The following is a 14,480-nucleotide window of genomic DNA, read 5'->3' as shown; positions in this document are numbered from 1 at the left end:
TGTCCTTTAAGCCATCGGAGGACCGCCTGTATAGCTCGACCTTGCAGTGGTGGAGTTCACGCGATGTCGCGCAATTTGGACGGTCGATACAGGACCATCGCCTCGCCCTGGGACGACTACACCGTCTACAGCTTTTCCGACGCGTCGGAGATCGAGCTGCCTGATCGGCAGCCGATCATGGATGCAATGAATTCGATCATTGCCATTAACTGGAAAGCAATCGAACCGCATTGGACCGCGGCCTCGTCGCCATTCACCGGCAAATACGGCCTCGTTCTGGTCTACGATCACGTCGGACTGGTCGCGTTCTCAGTCTATCGCGTGATGACCATCGCGCAGCGGCCGGCCATTTATCGCAGTGGGACCGAAGTATTACCCGCACATCAGGGTCGTGGCCTGTATGGGTTCTTTACGTCGCAGATCCTCAAGCATCACGGCTCGGCCACACCCGGCGAAGAAATTCTTTACGGATGGCGTACGCGCAACCCGATCGTGTGGGCTGCCAACGCCAAGATCTGCGAGAGAGTCGCGCCGTCGCTGCTCGATGAGACGGCGGATGCCGAGTTGCAGGCCGCCTGCGTCGAGATGTGCGCGACGATCTATCCGGGCAAGCCGCTCGAGGTGCCCCGCATGATCATGCGCGGCGCCTACGGACACATCCAGCACATCAGGCAAGACTATCACGGCAGGGCCTCGCTGGTCGAGACCGCGATGTCGCGGATCATCCCGGATTCCGCCGACGCCCTGTTCTCCGTCGGCTATGCGAGGGTGTGATGGCGGCGCTCGGACAACAAGCGGTCGCATCCTCTCCGCTCCGGTTCCTCGATCGCGCCTATGTTGCGTGGGGTACGGTCGCGCTCGCCTACGCCGTCGCCTTCCTGCAGCGGATGTCGCCGCAGACCGTGGGCCTCGACTTCATGCGCGACTTCGGCACCGACGCCTCCGGCGTCGCGATGCTCGCCTCCAGCTACTTCTGGGGCTACACCTTGATGCAGATCCCCGCGGGCGTTCTGGTCGACCGCTACGGTGTGAAGCGCGTCGTGCTGTGCAGCATGACGGCGTCGGTGCTCGGCAGTGCCGCCTTCGCCCTGTCGCCCACCCTGCTCGACGTCTTCGTCGCGCGCGTGGTCGTGGCCTGCGGCGACGCGCTGGTGTTCACGGCGCTGCTGAAGCTCGTCGCGCAGAGCTTTTCCGACCAGCGTTTCGGCTTGATGTCCGGCATCTCCCAGGTGTCGGGCTATGTCGGCGGCGTCCTCGCCACGACCCCGCTCGCCGCTGCGGTCAGCGGCTTCGGCTGGCGCGCCTGCTTTCTCTTCATCGCCTGCGTCGGCGTCGCGAACTTTGCCTGCGCGTTCGCGACCTTGAAATCGGCACCGGCGAACTACACCAGCCGGACGTTGAAGAGCGTCCTGGTCACAAGCTGGCATGCGCTCGGATCGGCCGCGACCTGGGGCTGCGCCATGAGCTTCGCTGCCCATTTCGCGGTCGTGACCACGCTCGCCGGGGTATGGGGCATCCCGATGGTCGCGCATTATTTCGGCATCTCGCCTTCGGCGGCCGGCGGTCCCCTGCTCGCTTTCATGGTCGGCAACGCCATCGGATCGATCTTTCTCGGCCATGCCGCGGACCGGATGCAGTCGCTCAATGCAGCTCTGATCTCCATCACCTTGCTGCGCATGCTGCTCGTCGTGATGCTGTTGCCGGCACTGGCGCACAGCTTCGGCTTCTTCTATGTCGGCGCGGTGTTCGCCGTGCTCGGTCTGGTGGCCGGGGGCACCGTGCCGCTGATCCTGAAAAGCACCAAGCATCTCTACACGGCGGAGCGCATCGGCGTCGGCGCATCGATCAATACGACGGCCGCCGGCATTTTTGCCGGACTGGCTCAGCCGGTGATCGCCTTTGCCATGGCGAGTGCGAGCGGCCTCAACCCCGACATCGGATCAAGCCTGCGCAGTGCCGCCAGCGATTCCGGCTACGCAGCCCTGATCGAAATTCTCGTTCTGATGTCGCTTCCTGGACTCCTTGGGCCGCTGATGATGAGGCGCAAATTGATACTTCGTACTTAAGCATAAGAACAGAGAGGGTCAGTATGTCGCGTTTGTATTTGAGAAGGGACGAAGCCCGATCCGGCCATCAGGCCGGCACCTGGCAAAGTGTCCTGTTTTCGGAATTCGAGGCTCAGATGAGCAGCGAAGCAAGACCCTTTCCGTGCGTATTCGGCGTCGCGGGCTATCGTCACGATCAGCTTCGTTATCTGTTTCTCGACCCCATCGACATCGACGTGCTCGGCCAGCAGCTCGCCTTGTTCGTCTCGGAGAGCCGCTCGCACGGACCCAACACCTCGCTGGTGCTGTTCACGCGCCCGCGCCCGGTCCAGACCATCAACTCTTACTACAAGAAGTTCTGGCACATCCTCGATCAGCTGGCGCGCGTCGACAGCCAGCCGTGGCCCGCCGAAATTCCCGAGACCGTCGATCATCCGATGTGGGAGTTTTCGTTTGCCGGTGAGCCGATCTTCGTCGTCTGCAGCACGCCCGCGCATGTGATGCGGCAAAGCCGCCGCTCGAGCGCATTCATGCTGACCTTCCAGCCGCGCTGGGTGTTCGAACGGATGCTCGGCACGGAGGAGGCGGCCGCCAAGGCCTTCGGCGAGGTGCGCAAACGGCTGGTCCCGTTCGACACGACGGCGCCTTCGCCCCAGCTCGGACGCTACGGCAATCCGGAGGGCCGGGAGTTCAAACAGTACTTCCTCTACGACGACAACCAGCCGCCGCCGGCCTGTCCCTTCCACAAGCTGGCGCAGACCAAGCCATCGTCCATTGCAGACAAGGAGCAGGCCGCATGACCCAGATCATCGCTGGAACGAAGACCAGCTTCGCGATCGATCCCGACATCCTAGCGCTGTTGCCGACGCAGGGCTGCATCGAGCTGCAGCACGATGCGGCCGGCAAGGTTCACGCCTTCCATACCCACCCCGTCGACGAAATCCTCGTCGTGATCCAGGGACGACTCACGTTTCGTTGGGAAGGTGGCGAGCGCATCTGCACGGCTGGCGACAAGATTCTGCTGCCGGCCGGGACGCTGCACGAATCGGAAGCGCTGGATGATGCAATCTATGCGATTGCGACGCGACCCCCCGCAACCATTGCATGCAATCGGGAGGGATGAGCTCAGGACAGAGGGCGATCGGTCTCCGAAAGGGACTCCGCGGTCAACCGCTCAACCATCTCGATCACCTCGATGCGCTGGCCCGGAGCCAGCTTCAGGAATGCCTTCAGCAGACGAAGGCTTTCCAAGGCTTCGCTCGATGGGGCTCCGAGCTTCGTGTGCAGCTCCGCGATGAATGTTGAATTCTTCATCTCGCACCTTTGGCAGGAAACAGTAATGCCAGTCCTTAGCAAACGTGAAGGCCTTGCACGCAAGGTAGATACTGCAGCAATCGAGGCTGAAAGTCTCGGTCTGACGACTGCGACCCTGATCCTCAGGATGGCCCGCCTGGAAATCGACCGTGCGGAACCCGACGAGGTTGAAAGTATGCCAGCGAACAACTCTTGCAGCAAGCCGAACTGACCGGTTGGTTGATTTCGGCGTCACAATTTGAGCCTTCTGGCAGTTTCCGGCTGACGATACCAGTGGAAACGGTCGTTTACCGAACGAGGCGGGGGGATTACGGCAGCGGTAAGCTTGTCCTCCACATTAGAGGTCTTCTATAGTTTGCTTGGGGGGAAGAATGGGTTGCGGATCTCGCTCGGGATCCGTGCCCACTCCCGCGACACAGCGGCTGCAGGAAGACCATGCGCACTTATTATTTCGATATGAAGGATGGCATTCCGACCAGAGACCGGACCGGCCTGGAATTTGCGACGAGTGCAGGGGCGATCGAGCACAGCCGGGATTTGGCCCGGCGCCTCCGGCGCGACCCGCGCATCACCGACCGCAGGCTGTCCATCGTCGTCGTCGACGAATCTGGCGCGGAGGTTCACCGCGAGCCGGTTTATCCGGCTGCAGTGAAAGCCAGCCTGTCCTGATTTCTTCATAGGCGTGCCGGCAGTGACTGCGCGCTGACTGCTTTTTCTACTTTTCGTAGAGGAAACGAAAAGCCGAACAACTCTTGAGTGTGCATATCGGGCACGCGATCGGGCCGCTTCCGCAGCAAGAGCACCTTGAGGGCTAGACGCCCCGCCGGTCCACTCCACCGGCTCTCCCCTTCCCTCGGCCGCCAACGAACGCCGCCGCTGCGCCACCGAGGGCCTATTGCTGCTTCTCCCAGAACGAGAGCAGGCCCTGGGAGGCCGAGCCGCCGATCACGCAAGGGATGCCGACGGCGACCTGCCCCAGCGCGGCGGCCGAGACACAACCGAGCGCAAGGGCGCCGACGCCGAGCTGTCCCCAGAAATCCATGTTGCGCCGGGCGTCAGAGCCCCTGGTCTTCAGCTCCTCGACGGCGGCGACGGCATCCTTGCGGACGGCGCCGAGCTGCACCGTATCGGCGGCCTCAACCACCTCCCTGAGCGGCTCCTTGACCGGTCCCGACTGCCGCGCCAGCTCCTCCCGGAGATAGTCGCGCAGGCTGGCATCGCGCACCGAATAGCTGGCAAGCGTATAGCGCGCCATGCTGCCGATCGTCAGCTTGTCGACCGTGTCGCGGCTCTTCGACCACGGCAGCATCTGCACGATGCGCTGGATCGGTACGCGCGAGCCGGTTGCGAAGTAATAACCCCAGAGGATGTCGAGCAGATCCTGGTGGGTCGCGTAGCTGAGCCGCGTGTCGAGCTTGCGCTCCTCCTTCTTGAACGGATTCTGCGTCAATGCGCCACGCAGCTTGTCCATCACGCCAGGCTTCGTTTCCTCCAAGGGGATGTCCATCAAGGTCGGCTGTGCGCCGCTCAGATAGCCGTCGATCATCACGCGGCGGCCCGGCATCTTCGGCGCGACCCTGCGCATGAGATTGCGCCAATCCGGCAGACCCGAATAAGCGATGGCACGCACGACCACCCACTCCTCCTCGGGAGGCACGGGAAAGAAGCTGTTGACGAGTTGTTCGGCCTTGGCGGGATTGGAGCCGATCGCCCCCGCGATGAAGCCGAGATAGATGCCCGCGTTCTCCGGCTCCTTGAACGTCTGCGAATGAAACAGCACCCGGACCGCCGCCGGCACATGGGCGTAGTCGGGTTTGGTGCGATAGTTGTAGATCCAATTCTGGACGACACCGAGCGACGCGCGTGGGTCGATCTCTGGGACGACCGCAGCAGCAAGGGCTGATTGAACGAAAGTGCAAGCGATGAGGGCCAAGGCGATCGCGCGCATGGTCTGCTCCCGACAAACGTTCGCCGCATCAGCATCTGCTGGCGCGTACGGATGAGGACGATGCTGCACGTCGTTTGAATCGACTCTGCGTCGATTCTGCGGCCGCGCCCAGTTCCCTGCTGGCCACCCTTCGCAGGCGTGATCGCAGGCCCCCGAGTCTCCACGGCCTCGACATGATTTGGCCGCCCACCGGCTTTTGCATCCCGGCATGACGAGCAGGCAGATGCGCGCATGTTGACCCAAAACAGCCGTCACCGCGGAGACAGCAGATCGCGACACGTCGCATTGATCGTTGCGACGCTGTCGGTGCTGACGTCCGCGCCGCCGGCGGTGGCGGGCGAAGCCCTTGCAGTACAGGGCAATCGGCGCGTCGATGCCGACACCGTGCGATCCTATTTTCGCGCTGACGCCAACGGGCGCTACGACGCCGCCGCGCTCGACGCCGGCTTGAAGGCGCTGGTTGCAAGCGGACTGTTCGACGACGTGAAGATCAGCCGCGCCGACGGACGGACCGTGGTCCGCGTCTCGGAAGCAAAAGTGCTCGATCGCGTCGCCTTCGAAGGTAACAAGAAGGTGAAGGATGCGGAGCTTACGGGCGCGGTGCTATCAAAGCCGCGAGCCGGCCTGCAACGCGCAACTGTCCAGGGCGACGTCGCCCGCATCATCCAGGCGTATCATCGTGCGGGACGCGACGACGTCCGCGTCGTCCCGGAGATCATCGATCGCGGCAACGACCGCGTCGATCTCGTCTTCACCATCACCGAAGGCAGGAAGACGCCGGTCAGGGCGATCAACTTCACGGGCAACCGCGCCTATGGCGCCCGACAATTGCACGCGGTGATCAAGACCTCGGCCACCAACGTGCTGAGCTTCGTGACCGGCGGCAACGTCTACGACGCAGATCGCGTCAACGAGGACCGCGAGCTGCTGCGGCGATATTACCGTGACCACGGCTACGCCGATGCCGAGGTCACGAACGTGAGCGTCGACTATGACGCGGCAAATGGCGGCTACAACCTCACCTTTGCGATCGAGGAAGGCGGACTCTATAAATTCGCCGCAGTCGACGTCTCCTGCAACGTGCAGGGGCTGGCCTGCGACCGCCTGCGCACATTGTTGCTGACGCAGCAGGGCGACACCTTCGACCAGAGCAAGATCGACAAGACCTCGGACGTCCTGGCGGCCGAACTTGGCAAGCTCGGCTTTCCGTTTGCGCAGGTCGAGCCCAGGATCGATCGGCATGCGCAGGATCGGCAGGCCGACGTCACCTTCCAGATCGAGCAGGGACGGCGCAGCTATGTCGAGCGCATCGAGATCCACGGCAACACGCGCACGCATGACGACGTGATTCGACGCGAGTTCGACGTCAGCGAGGGCGACGCCTACAACCGGACGCTGATCGACCGCGCCGAACGTCGCCTGCGCAACCTCAACTACTTCAAGACCGTCAAGATCTCGACGCGGCCGGGCTCGGCCAGGGATCGCGTGGTGCTGGATGTCGAGGCAGTCGATCAGGCGACCGGGGACTTCAACGTCTCCGGCGGCTATTCGTCCACGGACGGATTGCTCGCCGAGGTGAAGATCGGTGACCGCAACGTACTCGGCACCGGCAACACTGCGCAGGCCACTTTCACCTACGGGCAGTTCGCGCGAGGCGCCAGCCTGTCCTTCACCTCGCCCTACGCCCTCGGCCGAACGACACCCGGCATGGAGCTGTTCGCGCGACAGAGCATGGTCAGCACATTCCAATCGTTCGGCAGCAACACCTATGGCGGTGCCCTCACCCTGGGCATGCCGGTCAGCGAGCAGACTGCCATGCTGTGGCGCTATTCGCTCTACGACCAAAGGGTGGTGCTCGCGCCGGGAATCTCGCCGGCGGCGGTGTCCCTGCCGGTTCGCCAGGCGGTCGCAGCCGGACGGCAGACGGTGTCCTCGCTCGGCAATACCGTCACCTACAGTTCGCTCGACAACAACAAGGTGCCGACCAGCGGCATTCGTTCGCAGTTGACGCAGGATCTCGCCGGTCTCGGCGGCGACGTTCGCTTCTTACGGACCACGGGCGACGTCCGCTATTATCGGTCGATCAACAGCGACCTGACCGGCATGGTGCGCGCGCAAGGCGGCTATATCACCGGATGGGGCGGCCAGCAGGCGCCGCTGCTCAACAGCTTCTTCGGCGGTCCCACCATGGTGCGCGGCTTCGCGCCGGGCGGCTTCGGACCGCGCGATCTGACGCCGGGATCGACGATGGACAATGTCGGCGGCAGCCTGTTTTGGGCGACCACGGCGGAGCTGCAGGGCAACATTCCCGGATTGCCGCAGGAATACGGCCTGCGTGCATCGGCCTTCGTCGACGCCGGAACCGTGTTCGGCTATCGCGGCCCGACCCAGAATGTCCAAGTGGCGAACAGGAACGTGCTGCGCTCCTCGGTCGGCGTCGGCATGACCTGGGCATCGCCGTTCGGACCGCTCACGGTCGACTATGCGGTCCCGATCAGCAAGGCGGCGTACGACGTCGTGCAGCCGCTCCGTTTCAGCGCCGGCGGCTTCTGAGCCGACACCGCAACATGGACGGAGCGCCGCGTCACGTCAGTACGGTCAGTACGGACTGTAGTAGTAACCGGGCGGGCCGTAATACGGACGAACATAATATGGCCGCGGTGCGTAGTACACCCGCGGCGGCCCGTAATAGACGGGTCCGGGATAATAGCCGGGTCCATAGTAATAATAGTCGTCGTGCTGCGCGGCGATTGCGCCGATGGTGCCGATCATTGCACCCATGATGGCCAAGCCGGCGGCCGGATTGCCCCTGTAGACGCGGCGATAGCGCCGACGAGCGCTGAGATCGGTCAAATCGCCGGATGTCGCCGTCGCGACCGCCGACTTGTTGGCCGGACCCGCCGCCCCCGCATGGGCTGGCGCCGGCGCGCTCGCCACCGCGGCGATGGCCGCGACGGCCGCAATCGCGATTTTTCCACCGGCCGAAGGAGATCGATATTTCCCGCTGAACATGGCATCACCCTTCACTTCACTCGTTCCCAAATACGACATGCCCGGGCGTGCAGCTTGACCTGTGTCAACTCAGGACCAACCCGGCCGTCCGGCGGCACGTACGCATCCCGCAATCGTGCTTAGACGCGACGTCACGCCCCCTGGTTCAGCCCACCGCCGCATCGATTTCTTCGAACCGACGGCCCCCCGTCGGGAACCAATGGCTGCACGCCGACGCCGTCCATCATGCCGTCGGCAACAGGAGTCCTCATGCCTTCCAGACTGACACGCCCATTCTTCAGCGCCGTCGCCACGCTGGCGCTCACCGCTTCGATGGCGAGCGCCGGTGACAGCGCGACCTCGCTGTTCAAGGTGGTGACCGTCAAGGACGAGATCGTCATCGGTCTCAATAGCGACGAGCTGGCGACGATCGGCGGCAGCGATGCCAGCGCCGTTGCGCGCGCACTGGCGCAGAAAGGCGACCTCTCAGCCTGGCAGTACAACGTTCATCGCGGCCCGAACGGCGAGCTGCAGATGGCACCTTCGGCCAAGATCGGTCTGCTGTCGCATGCCTCGCTGCGCGTCGAGCCCTACAGCACCACTTATGTCGTGACGCCGCATCCCTGAGGGAAAACGATTGTCCGACCGGCGCTCGTACCCGTCGACGACGGAACGAGTGCCGGTCGTACCGGCCGTTAGCTCTCGCCCCGATGGCCCGATCGCACGGCCCCATCGCATTTCCTGGAGACCCTGTCGGTGGACAACCCGTAGACCACGGCCAGCCGGTCCAGGCACTCCTTGAAGCGCCGGGCAAAATAATCATTCCAGCGCTGGCTGGCGAGCCCCCGCTTGTGTCCGACCTGCTCCATGGTCAGGCCGTGCACCAGGACGTCATGGGTGATCGCCGCGCCGTCGGCGCCGAGCTCGCGCTCGGCGCGGTTGAGCCGCAGCACCGCCTGCCTCTGGCCTTCGGTGACCGGCTCACGCCCGCGGGCGCCGTCGACGTGCTCGCGCGAGGGATCGACCGCCTGCGGGCCTCGCTCGGCCCGCTCCCAATCGTTCTGGAACGCCCGTCCGGCCCGGTATTGGGCGTCATCCAGCTGCTTGTGCGCGTGCAGCCGGCCGAGCGGGTCGCTGCGGACCGATCGCAACGCGACGATCTTATCGCCGGGCTCGAGCGCCAGCGGATCGTCGATCTCCACGGGAATCACGTCTGCATTTCGCGGCAGGTCGTGAGCTCTCCGGTCGTGGGTCTTGGACATGCGATGGGGCTTGCTGCGTCTGGGGCGCACCATGTCTCGTCTCCGGAAAATGGATGGGGTCGGTTCGGGTCGGGTTTGCCGCGCTCTACGCGGCGGCAACCAGCCGCAGGATCAAAGGGCCGGCGGAGCGCACGGCGGCCTCCTCGGGCGGAAGCCGCGTGAGATGGTAGTGCGGCGTGCAGTAGCAGGAGCCGGGCTGGCGCGGATGACCACAAAAGGTGATGGGATCGTCGTCCCGGTCACCGCCATAGGGGTAGCGGCAATCGTTGCGCTCGAGCTGGTCCAGGGACAGCAGGCGCGGGCTGATGCCGACGCAACGCAGCTTGACGGCCGCGGCGGGCTTCGCCGGGGACGGCATCGGCCGCACCGCCGCGTCGGCGCCTCGCCGTCCGGTTCGGGGCGCCGCGGACATCGACCGGGGCGCGGATCGCGCGGCTTTCGGCCCGCCCGGCGCGGCCAGCCCGATCCGCTTGCCGCGGCCAAGCGTCGCGTTCCGCGTATAGGCGGTTCCGAACTGCGCATTGAGGGCGCGCGCGATCTCGGCATAGGACCGCCCCTGGGCATGAAGCTCGCACAGCATCTTGGAATGCTGGTCTGGCCAATCTGTGGATTGCATTCTCGCCTCTTCCTTCTGGGTCGGGGCCGCCGGATCCGCCGGCTCACCCGACGGCCAAATCTTCCGATATTCCGAAGAAAAAGTCAAGCTTGAGTTCTGATTATTCGAAACATATAATCCCTTCCGAGATTCGCAAAAGAGGTCAAAGCCATGTTGGACGTTGCCATGATCGAGCGTGCACTCGAGAAGCCGGGAAAGACGAAAGGAGGGTTGGCCCGCGCCATGGGCGTGCGGCCGGGCGCGGTCTCCGAGATCCTCGGCGGCCAGCGCCTGATCAAGGCGGCCGAGATTCCGCTCATCACGGAATATCTGGAGCTCAATTCCGTCCCCATCATGGGGCGGGTCGGCGCCGGCTCGGTGATCGAGCCGGATTACGAGCAGGTGCCCGTCGAGGGCCTCGGCGAGGTCGCCCTGCCCTTCCCGATCTCCGAGGAGACCATCGCCTTCGAGGTCACGGGCGATTCGATGCTGCCGAAATACGAGAATGGCGACGTGATCGTGGTCTACCGCGAGCAGCGGCACCCGCTGTCGAGCTTCTACGGCGAGGAGGCGGTGGTACGCCTCAAGTCCGGCGAGCGCTACCTGAAGACGATTGAACGCGGCAAATCGCCGTCCGTGGTCAATCTGAAGAGCTTCAACGCCAAGCCGATCGTGGGGGTCAAGCTGGACTGGATCGGCGAGATCTTCGTCACCCTGCCACGCGGCCAGATCTCGCGGATCCGCGCCAAGGCGGCCGCCAAGTCGCGCGCCCGCGCGGCGAACAAGTAAGACTCGACGCCGGATGCAGGGGGAACGCCGCGGCGTTCTCCCTGCATCCCGCCTCCAAGGGAGGGTAGGCCCCGCGCCTGTGGCGCCGTCGTGATCAACAATTCTGAGCGACATATGGGGATGTGCGTCCTTAGCCTCGCGGCGCCCAGGCGTCCGAGTGATACAGTGGTCTCACCCTCTTCAAACGAGAGGGTGCAGGGAAGGCCGGACCTCGACTGAGGCCCGTGGCCCGCCTGCTCAAAAAACGCAGGCGGCAGGTACCACAGGTCCAGCCGGAACGATCCGGCCCTCCCTGCGCGATGGTTTTCACGGCTGCTTCGCGTTCTCCCCGGTGCGCCGGGCTTGTTGGTCACCGTCACCCACGCGGCGCTGTCAGCGCCGGCGCAGGCTTGATACCGGCATCGGGGTATCAGGACCACGCGACTTGACCGTACGAGCCGGTGTTGTTCGTCGGCGCGAATGACCACGCTGCAAACCGGCTCGCCCATCACTCCCCGCCTCCACGTGTCGTGACGACCGCGATACGCCCCTCTCCATGAGGCGGGATGCGCGTAGACAATCATGAATTCTGAAAAAGAGAAAGAAGAATCTTTCGGCCCGGCGGGCCAGACCGGGGCAATGCGTTGAAGCCTCGCCCAAAACAAGCGTTTCCGCACACGTCGTCTGCAGGCGATCGAAGGCCATGAACGGACCATCGTGCGGGCGCATCGACCCTGATTCGCCCGACGGGCGTGACGCCTTGCCACCAGCCGCGCCCGGCGCCCGGATCAGTCCTCGACCCGCAGCTCATCGCGATGGACGTAGCAGTCGGCATTCGGAGGCGGCGGTGGGACAGGCTGGTCTTCCGCTATCTCGGCTCCAAGCGGTGACCCGCCCCGACGATCCACGGGCCGCCAGCGAGCGGACCCGCTGTGCCATCGCCTCATCGCCGACGTCCGGCCGGCGTTGACGACGTCGCGCAAGCGGATTGATCCCGATCAACGACCAGGCGCCGCGCCGGAGCAAACTCATCTTCAACCTGTGGCTGCACAGGCAGGACATGGGGGAAACGCCATCATGGGAAACGCCATGCGGAGATATCTTCTTGCTTTTACCTTGGTGATCGCCGCACTCGGCTTCACGTCGTCGGCGCGTGCGGGATGCTGGCCGAACGAAAACTTCCACCTCGTGTGCTGGCTGGACACCTATGGAACGGCGTGCGAAGCGCACCACGCGCTGACCAGCGTCAGAGCCGTGCTGTATCCAGAGCCGCGCTACTCGTACTATGAATTCGAGGTTTCGCACTGGTGGACGGCCCACAAGACCGTGGCCTGTCCGCCGAATCAAAAGACGACGTTCAGCGGTGTCTGGGACCGGGAAACCGGAAAGGCGGAGGAAACGGCGACCACCGGCATTTCGTCGGTGACGAGGCGCGTCTATTGCAGCAACAATCCCTGGACGGGCCAGGGGCCGCCGACGGTGCCGATCTGCTCATATCCGGCCGATGATCCGAACGTGGGACTGCCCGTCACCTCGGCGATGCTCACGCAAAGCCAGCGAGACGATCTGCTTCGCGTTCAGGAGCCGTTGCATACCCGTTGCCAGCAGATCAAGCCACTCGAGGACGAGGTGTCGTGGCTGAACGGTCGCCCCATCGTCGAGGTGGTCGCGTCCCATCATGAATATCAGAAGCTCGAATGGCATCTGTGGTTCATGGACTTCGGCGAGTTCGGACCGTGGCATGAGGTCGCGGCACCGAAGCCGAAGGGCCCTTTGATCTGGAAGGGCACGACCTATACCGAGCGCCGCATTGCGACATCGAGGCACAGATATTGGCTGAACAAGCCCGGCCGCTGGAAGGTGGTTGCGAAGCCGAAGCCGACCGCGGCGGCGGCGCAGGCGATCCCGATCAGCGTGACCACCGAATGTCCCGGCGCGACGTTCAACGTGCAGTGATGGGCGATGACGCGGTCCTCATGGCGTGCGGGAACATGCTTCCGCACGCCACGTCACATCGCCTGGACTATCTCTGCGCTGATACCGGCGTGGTCGCGGCCGCGCAGGCTGGGGATGGAGTCGGTGAGACGAGGGTGGACCGAATCAGTCTTGACAAAATTCTGATTTAAAGAAATAATGGAGCGATCACAGTCAGCCGAAGGCGAACCGGCGCTCCATGCAGTATTTCGTCGTGATGATCGACTACGGCCGGCGCGGACGCGAGGCCGTGGTCGATCCTGAGATGACCCGGCGCGACGTCGTTGCGCGCATCGCGTCGGGGGAATATTCGAACGTCAGCTTCATCCACGAGATCGTCGACCGGTCGGTTGCCGACGTCACGGCCGACATCATGTCCGAAGCCGCCCTGCCCGAGATCGATGGGCGGGACGCCGACCTGCAGGCCGCCCGGTCCGATCACCTCCGCGACCTGCGCAAGCACGAGCGGGTTTGACCCGGCTGCGCCGGCCCTATCGGGATCTCGCGACCGGAGGACGCGCCAGATCAGACCAGAAAGACCGTCGAGCCGGTCGTCTTGCGTGCCGCGAGATCGGCGTGAGCCCGGGCCGCCTCCTTGAGCGGATAGGTCTGGTTGACCTCGATCTTCACCGCGCCAGATTTGACCACGTCGAACAGCTCGTTGGCCATCGCGACCAGGCTCTCGCGCTTGGCGGCGTAGGTGAACAGCGTCGGCCGGGTCACGAACAGCGAGCCCTTCTGGGCGAGCAGCCCGAGATTGAGCGGATCGACCGTGCCGGAGGACTGGCCGAACAGCACGGCGTAGCCGAGCGGCGCGAGGCAATCGAGCGATTTCAGGAACGTGTCCTTGCCGACGGAATCATAGACCACGGGCACCTTCTTGCCGCCGGTGATCTCGCCGACGCGCGCGACGAAGTCCTCCCGCGTATAGATGATGGTGTGCTCGCAGCCGTGGGCCTTGGCCAGCTGCGCCTTGTCATCGCTGGATACGGTGCCGATGACGTGAACGCCGAGATGCTTGGCCCACTGGCTGAGGATGAGGCCGACGCCGCCGGCGGCGGCATGCAGCAGGATGGTCTCGCCCGCCTTGACGCGGTAGGTCTGCCGGATCAGGTACTGGGCGGTCAGGCCCTTGAGCATCATGGCAGCGGCGGTCTTGTCGTCGATCTCGTCGGGCAGTTTCAACAGCAGCGCGGCCGGCATCAGCCGCGCCTCTGAATAGGCGCCGAGCGGCGACGAGCCGTAGGCGACCCGGTCGCCCACCTTCAGGTCCGTCACCCCTTCGCCCAGTTCCTCGATCACACCCGCGCCCTCGCTGCCCAGTCCGCTCGGAAGCTGGACCGGATAGAGCCCGGAACGATTGTAGATGTCGATGAAGTTGAGCCCGACCGCCGTGTGGCGGATACGCGCCTCGCCGGGGCCGGGCTTGCCGACCTCGATCTGCTCCCAAGCGAGAACCTCGGGACCGCCGGTCTTGTGGAAACGAATGGCGTTCGTCATGGGTTATCCTCCCTGTCGGATCGCGCGACGCTGCGCCGCTCGGCCGCGCGCCGGCCCCCCTTGCGGGCCGTTCGAGCTTTGTT

17 protein-coding genes are annotated in these 14,480 nt (G+C 64.4%); 11 read left to right on the top strand and 6 right to left on the bottom strand.

Annotation, left to right across the window (positions count from 1 at the left end; all coding sequences use genetic code 11):
* The first annotated feature begins 63 nt into the window (after positions 1 to 63).
* The 4 genes from QX048_RS31390 (at position 64) to QX048_RS31375 (ending at position 3,168) form a co-directional block, all read left to right on the top strand.
* On the top strand, positions 64 to 774 hold the full coding sequence (locus QX048_RS31390; RefSeq protein ID WP_315825136.1) for a hypothetical protein: 711 nt from the start codon (positions 64 to 66) through the stop codon (positions 772 to 774).
* Positions 774 to 2,066, top strand: coding sequence for an MFS transporter (locus tag QX048_RS31385; protein WP_316200831.1), 1,293 nt, complete (start codon positions 774 to 776; stop codon positions 2,064 to 2,066). The genes QX048_RS31390 and QX048_RS31385 overlap by 1 nt, the downstream gene beginning before the upstream one ends.
* Positions 2,067 to 2,182: 116 nt before the next feature.
* Positions 2,183 to 2,845, top strand: a complete 663-nt coding sequence (locus QX048_RS31380) for a YqcI/YcgG family protein (RefSeq protein WP_409977957.1) — start codon at positions 2,183 to 2,185, stop codon at positions 2,843 to 2,845.
* Positions 2,842 to 3,168 carry a cupin domain-containing protein gene (locus QX048_RS31375; RefSeq protein ID WP_315825138.1) on the top strand — a complete coding sequence of 109 codons (327 nt, stop codon included), beginning with the start codon at positions 2,842 to 2,844 and terminating at the stop codon, positions 3,166 to 3,168. Before QX048_RS31380 ends, QX048_RS31375 begins: the two co-directional genes overlap by 4 nt.
* Positions 3,169 to 3,170: 2 nt before the next feature.
* Here QX048_RS31375 and QX048_RS31370 read toward each other — a convergent pair whose 3' ends face one another.
* Positions 3,171 to 3,359, bottom strand: coding sequence for a hypothetical protein (locus tag QX048_RS31370; protein ID WP_315753481.1), 189 nt, complete (start codon positions 3,357 to 3,359; stop codon positions 3,171 to 3,173).
* Here QX048_RS31370 and QX048_RS31365 point away from each other — a divergent pair.
* Both QX048_RS31365 and QX048_RS31360 read left to right on the top strand, forming a co-directional pair.
* Positions 3,340 to 3,570: a hypothetical protein gene (locus QX048_RS31365; RefSeq protein WP_315712990.1), complete on the top strand. Its 231-nt coding sequence runs from the start codon at positions 3,340 to 3,342 to the stop codon at positions 3,568 to 3,570. The two genes, QX048_RS31370 and QX048_RS31365, sit on opposite strands and share 20 nt — an antisense overlap.
* Before the next feature lie 224 nt (positions 3,571 to 3,794).
* Complete coding sequence (locus tag QX048_RS31360) at positions 3,795 to 4,028, top strand: DUF6894 family protein (RefSeq protein ID WP_315825139.1); 234 nt, start codon at positions 3,795 to 3,797, stop codon at positions 4,026 to 4,028.
* Positions 4,029 to 4,251: 223 nt separating this feature from the next.
* On the opposite strand, the gene QX048_RS31355 is transcribed toward QX048_RS31360, so the two are convergent.
* The gene (locus QX048_RS31355; RefSeq protein WP_315825140.1) at positions 4,252 to 5,307 is read right to left on the bottom strand and encodes a hypothetical protein; all 1,056 of its coding nucleotides are present in this window, start codon (positions 5,305 to 5,307) and stop codon (positions 4,252 to 4,254) included.
* 231 nt (positions 5,308 to 5,538) lie between these two features.
* Here QX048_RS31355 and bamA point away from each other — a divergent pair, with 231 nt between their 5' ends.
* Complete coding sequence (bamA, locus tag QX048_RS31350; protein WP_315825141.1) at positions 5,539 to 7,860, top strand: outer membrane protein assembly factor BamA; 2,322 nt, start codon at positions 5,539 to 5,541, stop codon at positions 7,858 to 7,860.
* Positions 7,861 to 7,905: 45 nt separating this feature from the next.
* On the opposite strand, the gene QX048_RS31345 is transcribed toward bamA, so the two are convergent.
* Complete coding sequence (locus QX048_RS31345) at positions 7,906 to 8,319, bottom strand: hypothetical protein (RefSeq protein ID WP_315753476.1); 414 nt, start codon at positions 8,317 to 8,319, stop codon at positions 7,906 to 7,908.
* Positions 8,320 to 8,568: 249 nt separating this feature from the next.
* Here QX048_RS31345 and QX048_RS31340 point away from each other — a divergent pair, with 249 nt between their 5' ends.
* Complete coding sequence (locus QX048_RS31340; RefSeq protein WP_315825142.1) at positions 8,569 to 8,925, top strand: hypothetical protein; 357 nt, start codon at positions 8,569 to 8,571, stop codon at positions 8,923 to 8,925.
* Between the two features lie 68 nt (positions 8,926 to 8,993).
* On the opposite strand, the gene QX048_RS31335 is transcribed toward QX048_RS31340, so the two are convergent.
* Both QX048_RS31335 and QX048_RS31330 read right to left on the bottom strand, forming a co-directional pair.
* Positions 8,994 to 9,593 carry a DUF6456 domain-containing protein gene (locus QX048_RS31335; RefSeq protein ID WP_315825143.1) on the bottom strand — a complete coding sequence of 200 codons (600 nt, stop codon included), beginning with the start codon at positions 9,591 to 9,593 and terminating at the stop codon, positions 8,994 to 8,996.
* A 52-nt stretch (positions 9,594 to 9,645) separates the two neighbouring features.
* The gene (locus QX048_RS31330) at positions 9,646 to 10,176 is read right to left on the bottom strand and encodes a GcrA family cell cycle regulator (RefSeq protein ID WP_315825144.1); all 531 of its coding nucleotides are present in this window, start codon (positions 10,174 to 10,176) and stop codon (positions 9,646 to 9,648) included.
* Positions 10,177 to 10,326: 150 nt separating this feature from the next.
* On the opposite strand from QX048_RS31330, the gene QX048_RS31325 reads away from it, so the two are divergent.
* The 3 genes from QX048_RS31325 (at position 10,327) to QX048_RS31315 (ending at position 13,372) form a co-directional block, all read left to right on the top strand.
* Positions 10,327 to 10,944 carry a helix-turn-helix transcriptional regulator gene (locus QX048_RS31325; protein ID WP_315713004.1) on the top strand — a complete coding sequence of 206 codons (618 nt, stop codon included), beginning with the start codon at positions 10,327 to 10,329 and terminating at the stop codon, positions 10,942 to 10,944.
* A 1,068-nt stretch (positions 10,945 to 12,012) separates the two neighbouring features.
* On the top strand, positions 12,013 to 12,879 hold the full coding sequence (locus QX048_RS31320) for a hypothetical protein (protein ID WP_315825145.1): 867 nt from the start codon (positions 12,013 to 12,015) through the stop codon (positions 12,877 to 12,879).
* 217 nt (positions 12,880 to 13,096) lie between these two features.
* Complete coding sequence (locus QX048_RS31315; protein WP_315713008.1) at positions 13,097 to 13,372, top strand: hypothetical protein; 276 nt, start codon at positions 13,097 to 13,099, stop codon at positions 13,370 to 13,372.
* A gap of 50 nt (positions 13,373 to 13,422) precedes the next feature.
* Here QX048_RS31315 and QX048_RS31310 read toward each other — a convergent pair whose 3' ends face one another.
* Complete coding sequence (locus QX048_RS31310) at positions 13,423 to 14,397, bottom strand: quinone oxidoreductase (RefSeq protein WP_315752890.1); 975 nt, start codon at positions 14,395 to 14,397, stop codon at positions 13,423 to 13,425.
* Positions 14,398 to 14,480: the final 83 nt, after the last annotated feature.

The sequence above is a fragment of the Bradyrhizobium sp. SZCCHNS30572 genome, assembly GCF_032484415.1.
Taxonomy (GTDB): Bacteria; Pseudomonadota; Alphaproteobacteria; order Rhizobiales; family Xanthobacteraceae; genus Bradyrhizobium.
Note: the sequence above shows the minus strand (reverse complement) of the source record. Positions and strands in the feature narration are given on the sequence as shown.

Coding starts and splice junctions, on each gene's coding strand:
- QX048_RS31390 (WP_315825136.1), top strand. CDS start 64: ATGTCGCGCAATTTGGACGGTCGATACAGGACCATCGCCTCGCCCTGG.
- QX048_RS31340 (WP_315825142.1), top strand. CDS start 8,569: ATGCCTTCCAGACTGACACGCCCATTCTTCAGCGCCGTCGCCACGCTG.
- QX048_RS31355 (WP_315825140.1), bottom strand. CDS start 5,307: ATGCGCGCGATCGCCTTGGCCCTCATCGCTTGCACTTTCGTTCAATCA.
- QX048_RS31320 (WP_315825145.1), top strand. CDS start 12,013: ATGCGGAGATATCTTCTTGCTTTTACCTTGGTGATCGCCGCACTCGGC.
- QX048_RS31365 (WP_315712990.1), top strand. CDS start 3,340: ATGAATGTTGAATTCTTCATCTCGCACCTTTGGCAGGAAACAGTAATG.
- QX048_RS31385 (WP_316200831.1), top strand. CDS start 774: ATGGCGGCGCTCGGACAACAAGCGGTCGCATCCTCTCCGCTCCGGTTC.
- QX048_RS31360 (WP_315825139.1), top strand. CDS start 3,795: ATGCGCACTTATTATTTCGATATGAAGGATGGCATTCCGACCAGAGAC.
- QX048_RS31330 (WP_315825144.1), bottom strand. CDS start 10,176: ATGCAATCCACAGATTGGCCAGACCAGCATTCCAAGATGCTGTGCGAG.
- bamA (WP_315825141.1), top strand. CDS start 5,539: ATGTTGACCCAAAACAGCCGTCACCGCGGAGACAGCAGATCGCGACAC.
- QX048_RS31310 (WP_315752890.1), bottom strand. CDS start 14,397: ATGACGAACGCCATTCGTTTCCACAAGACCGGCGGTCCCGAGGTTCTC.
- QX048_RS31335 (WP_315825143.1), bottom strand. CDS start 9,593: ATGGTGCGCCCCAGACGCAGCAAGCCCCATCGCATGTCCAAGACCCAC.
- QX048_RS31345 (WP_315753476.1), bottom strand. CDS start 8,319: ATGTTCAGCGGGAAATATCGATCTCCTTCGGCCGGTGGAAAAATCGCG.
- QX048_RS31325 (WP_315713004.1), top strand. CDS start 10,327: ATGTTGGACGTTGCCATGATCGAGCGTGCACTCGAGAAGCCGGGAAAG.
- QX048_RS31315 (WP_315713008.1), top strand. CDS start 13,097: ATGCAGTATTTCGTCGTGATGATCGACTACGGCCGGCGCGGACGCGAG.
- QX048_RS31375 (WP_315825138.1), top strand. CDS start 2,842: ATGACCCAGATCATCGCTGGAACGAAGACCAGCTTCGCGATCGATCCC.
- QX048_RS31370 (WP_315753481.1), bottom strand. CDS start 3,359: ATGAAGAATTCAACATTCATCGCGGAGCTGCACACGAAGCTCGGAGCC.
- QX048_RS31380 (WP_409977957.1), top strand. CDS start 2,183: ATGAGCAGCGAAGCAAGACCCTTTCCGTGCGTATTCGGCGTCGCGGGC.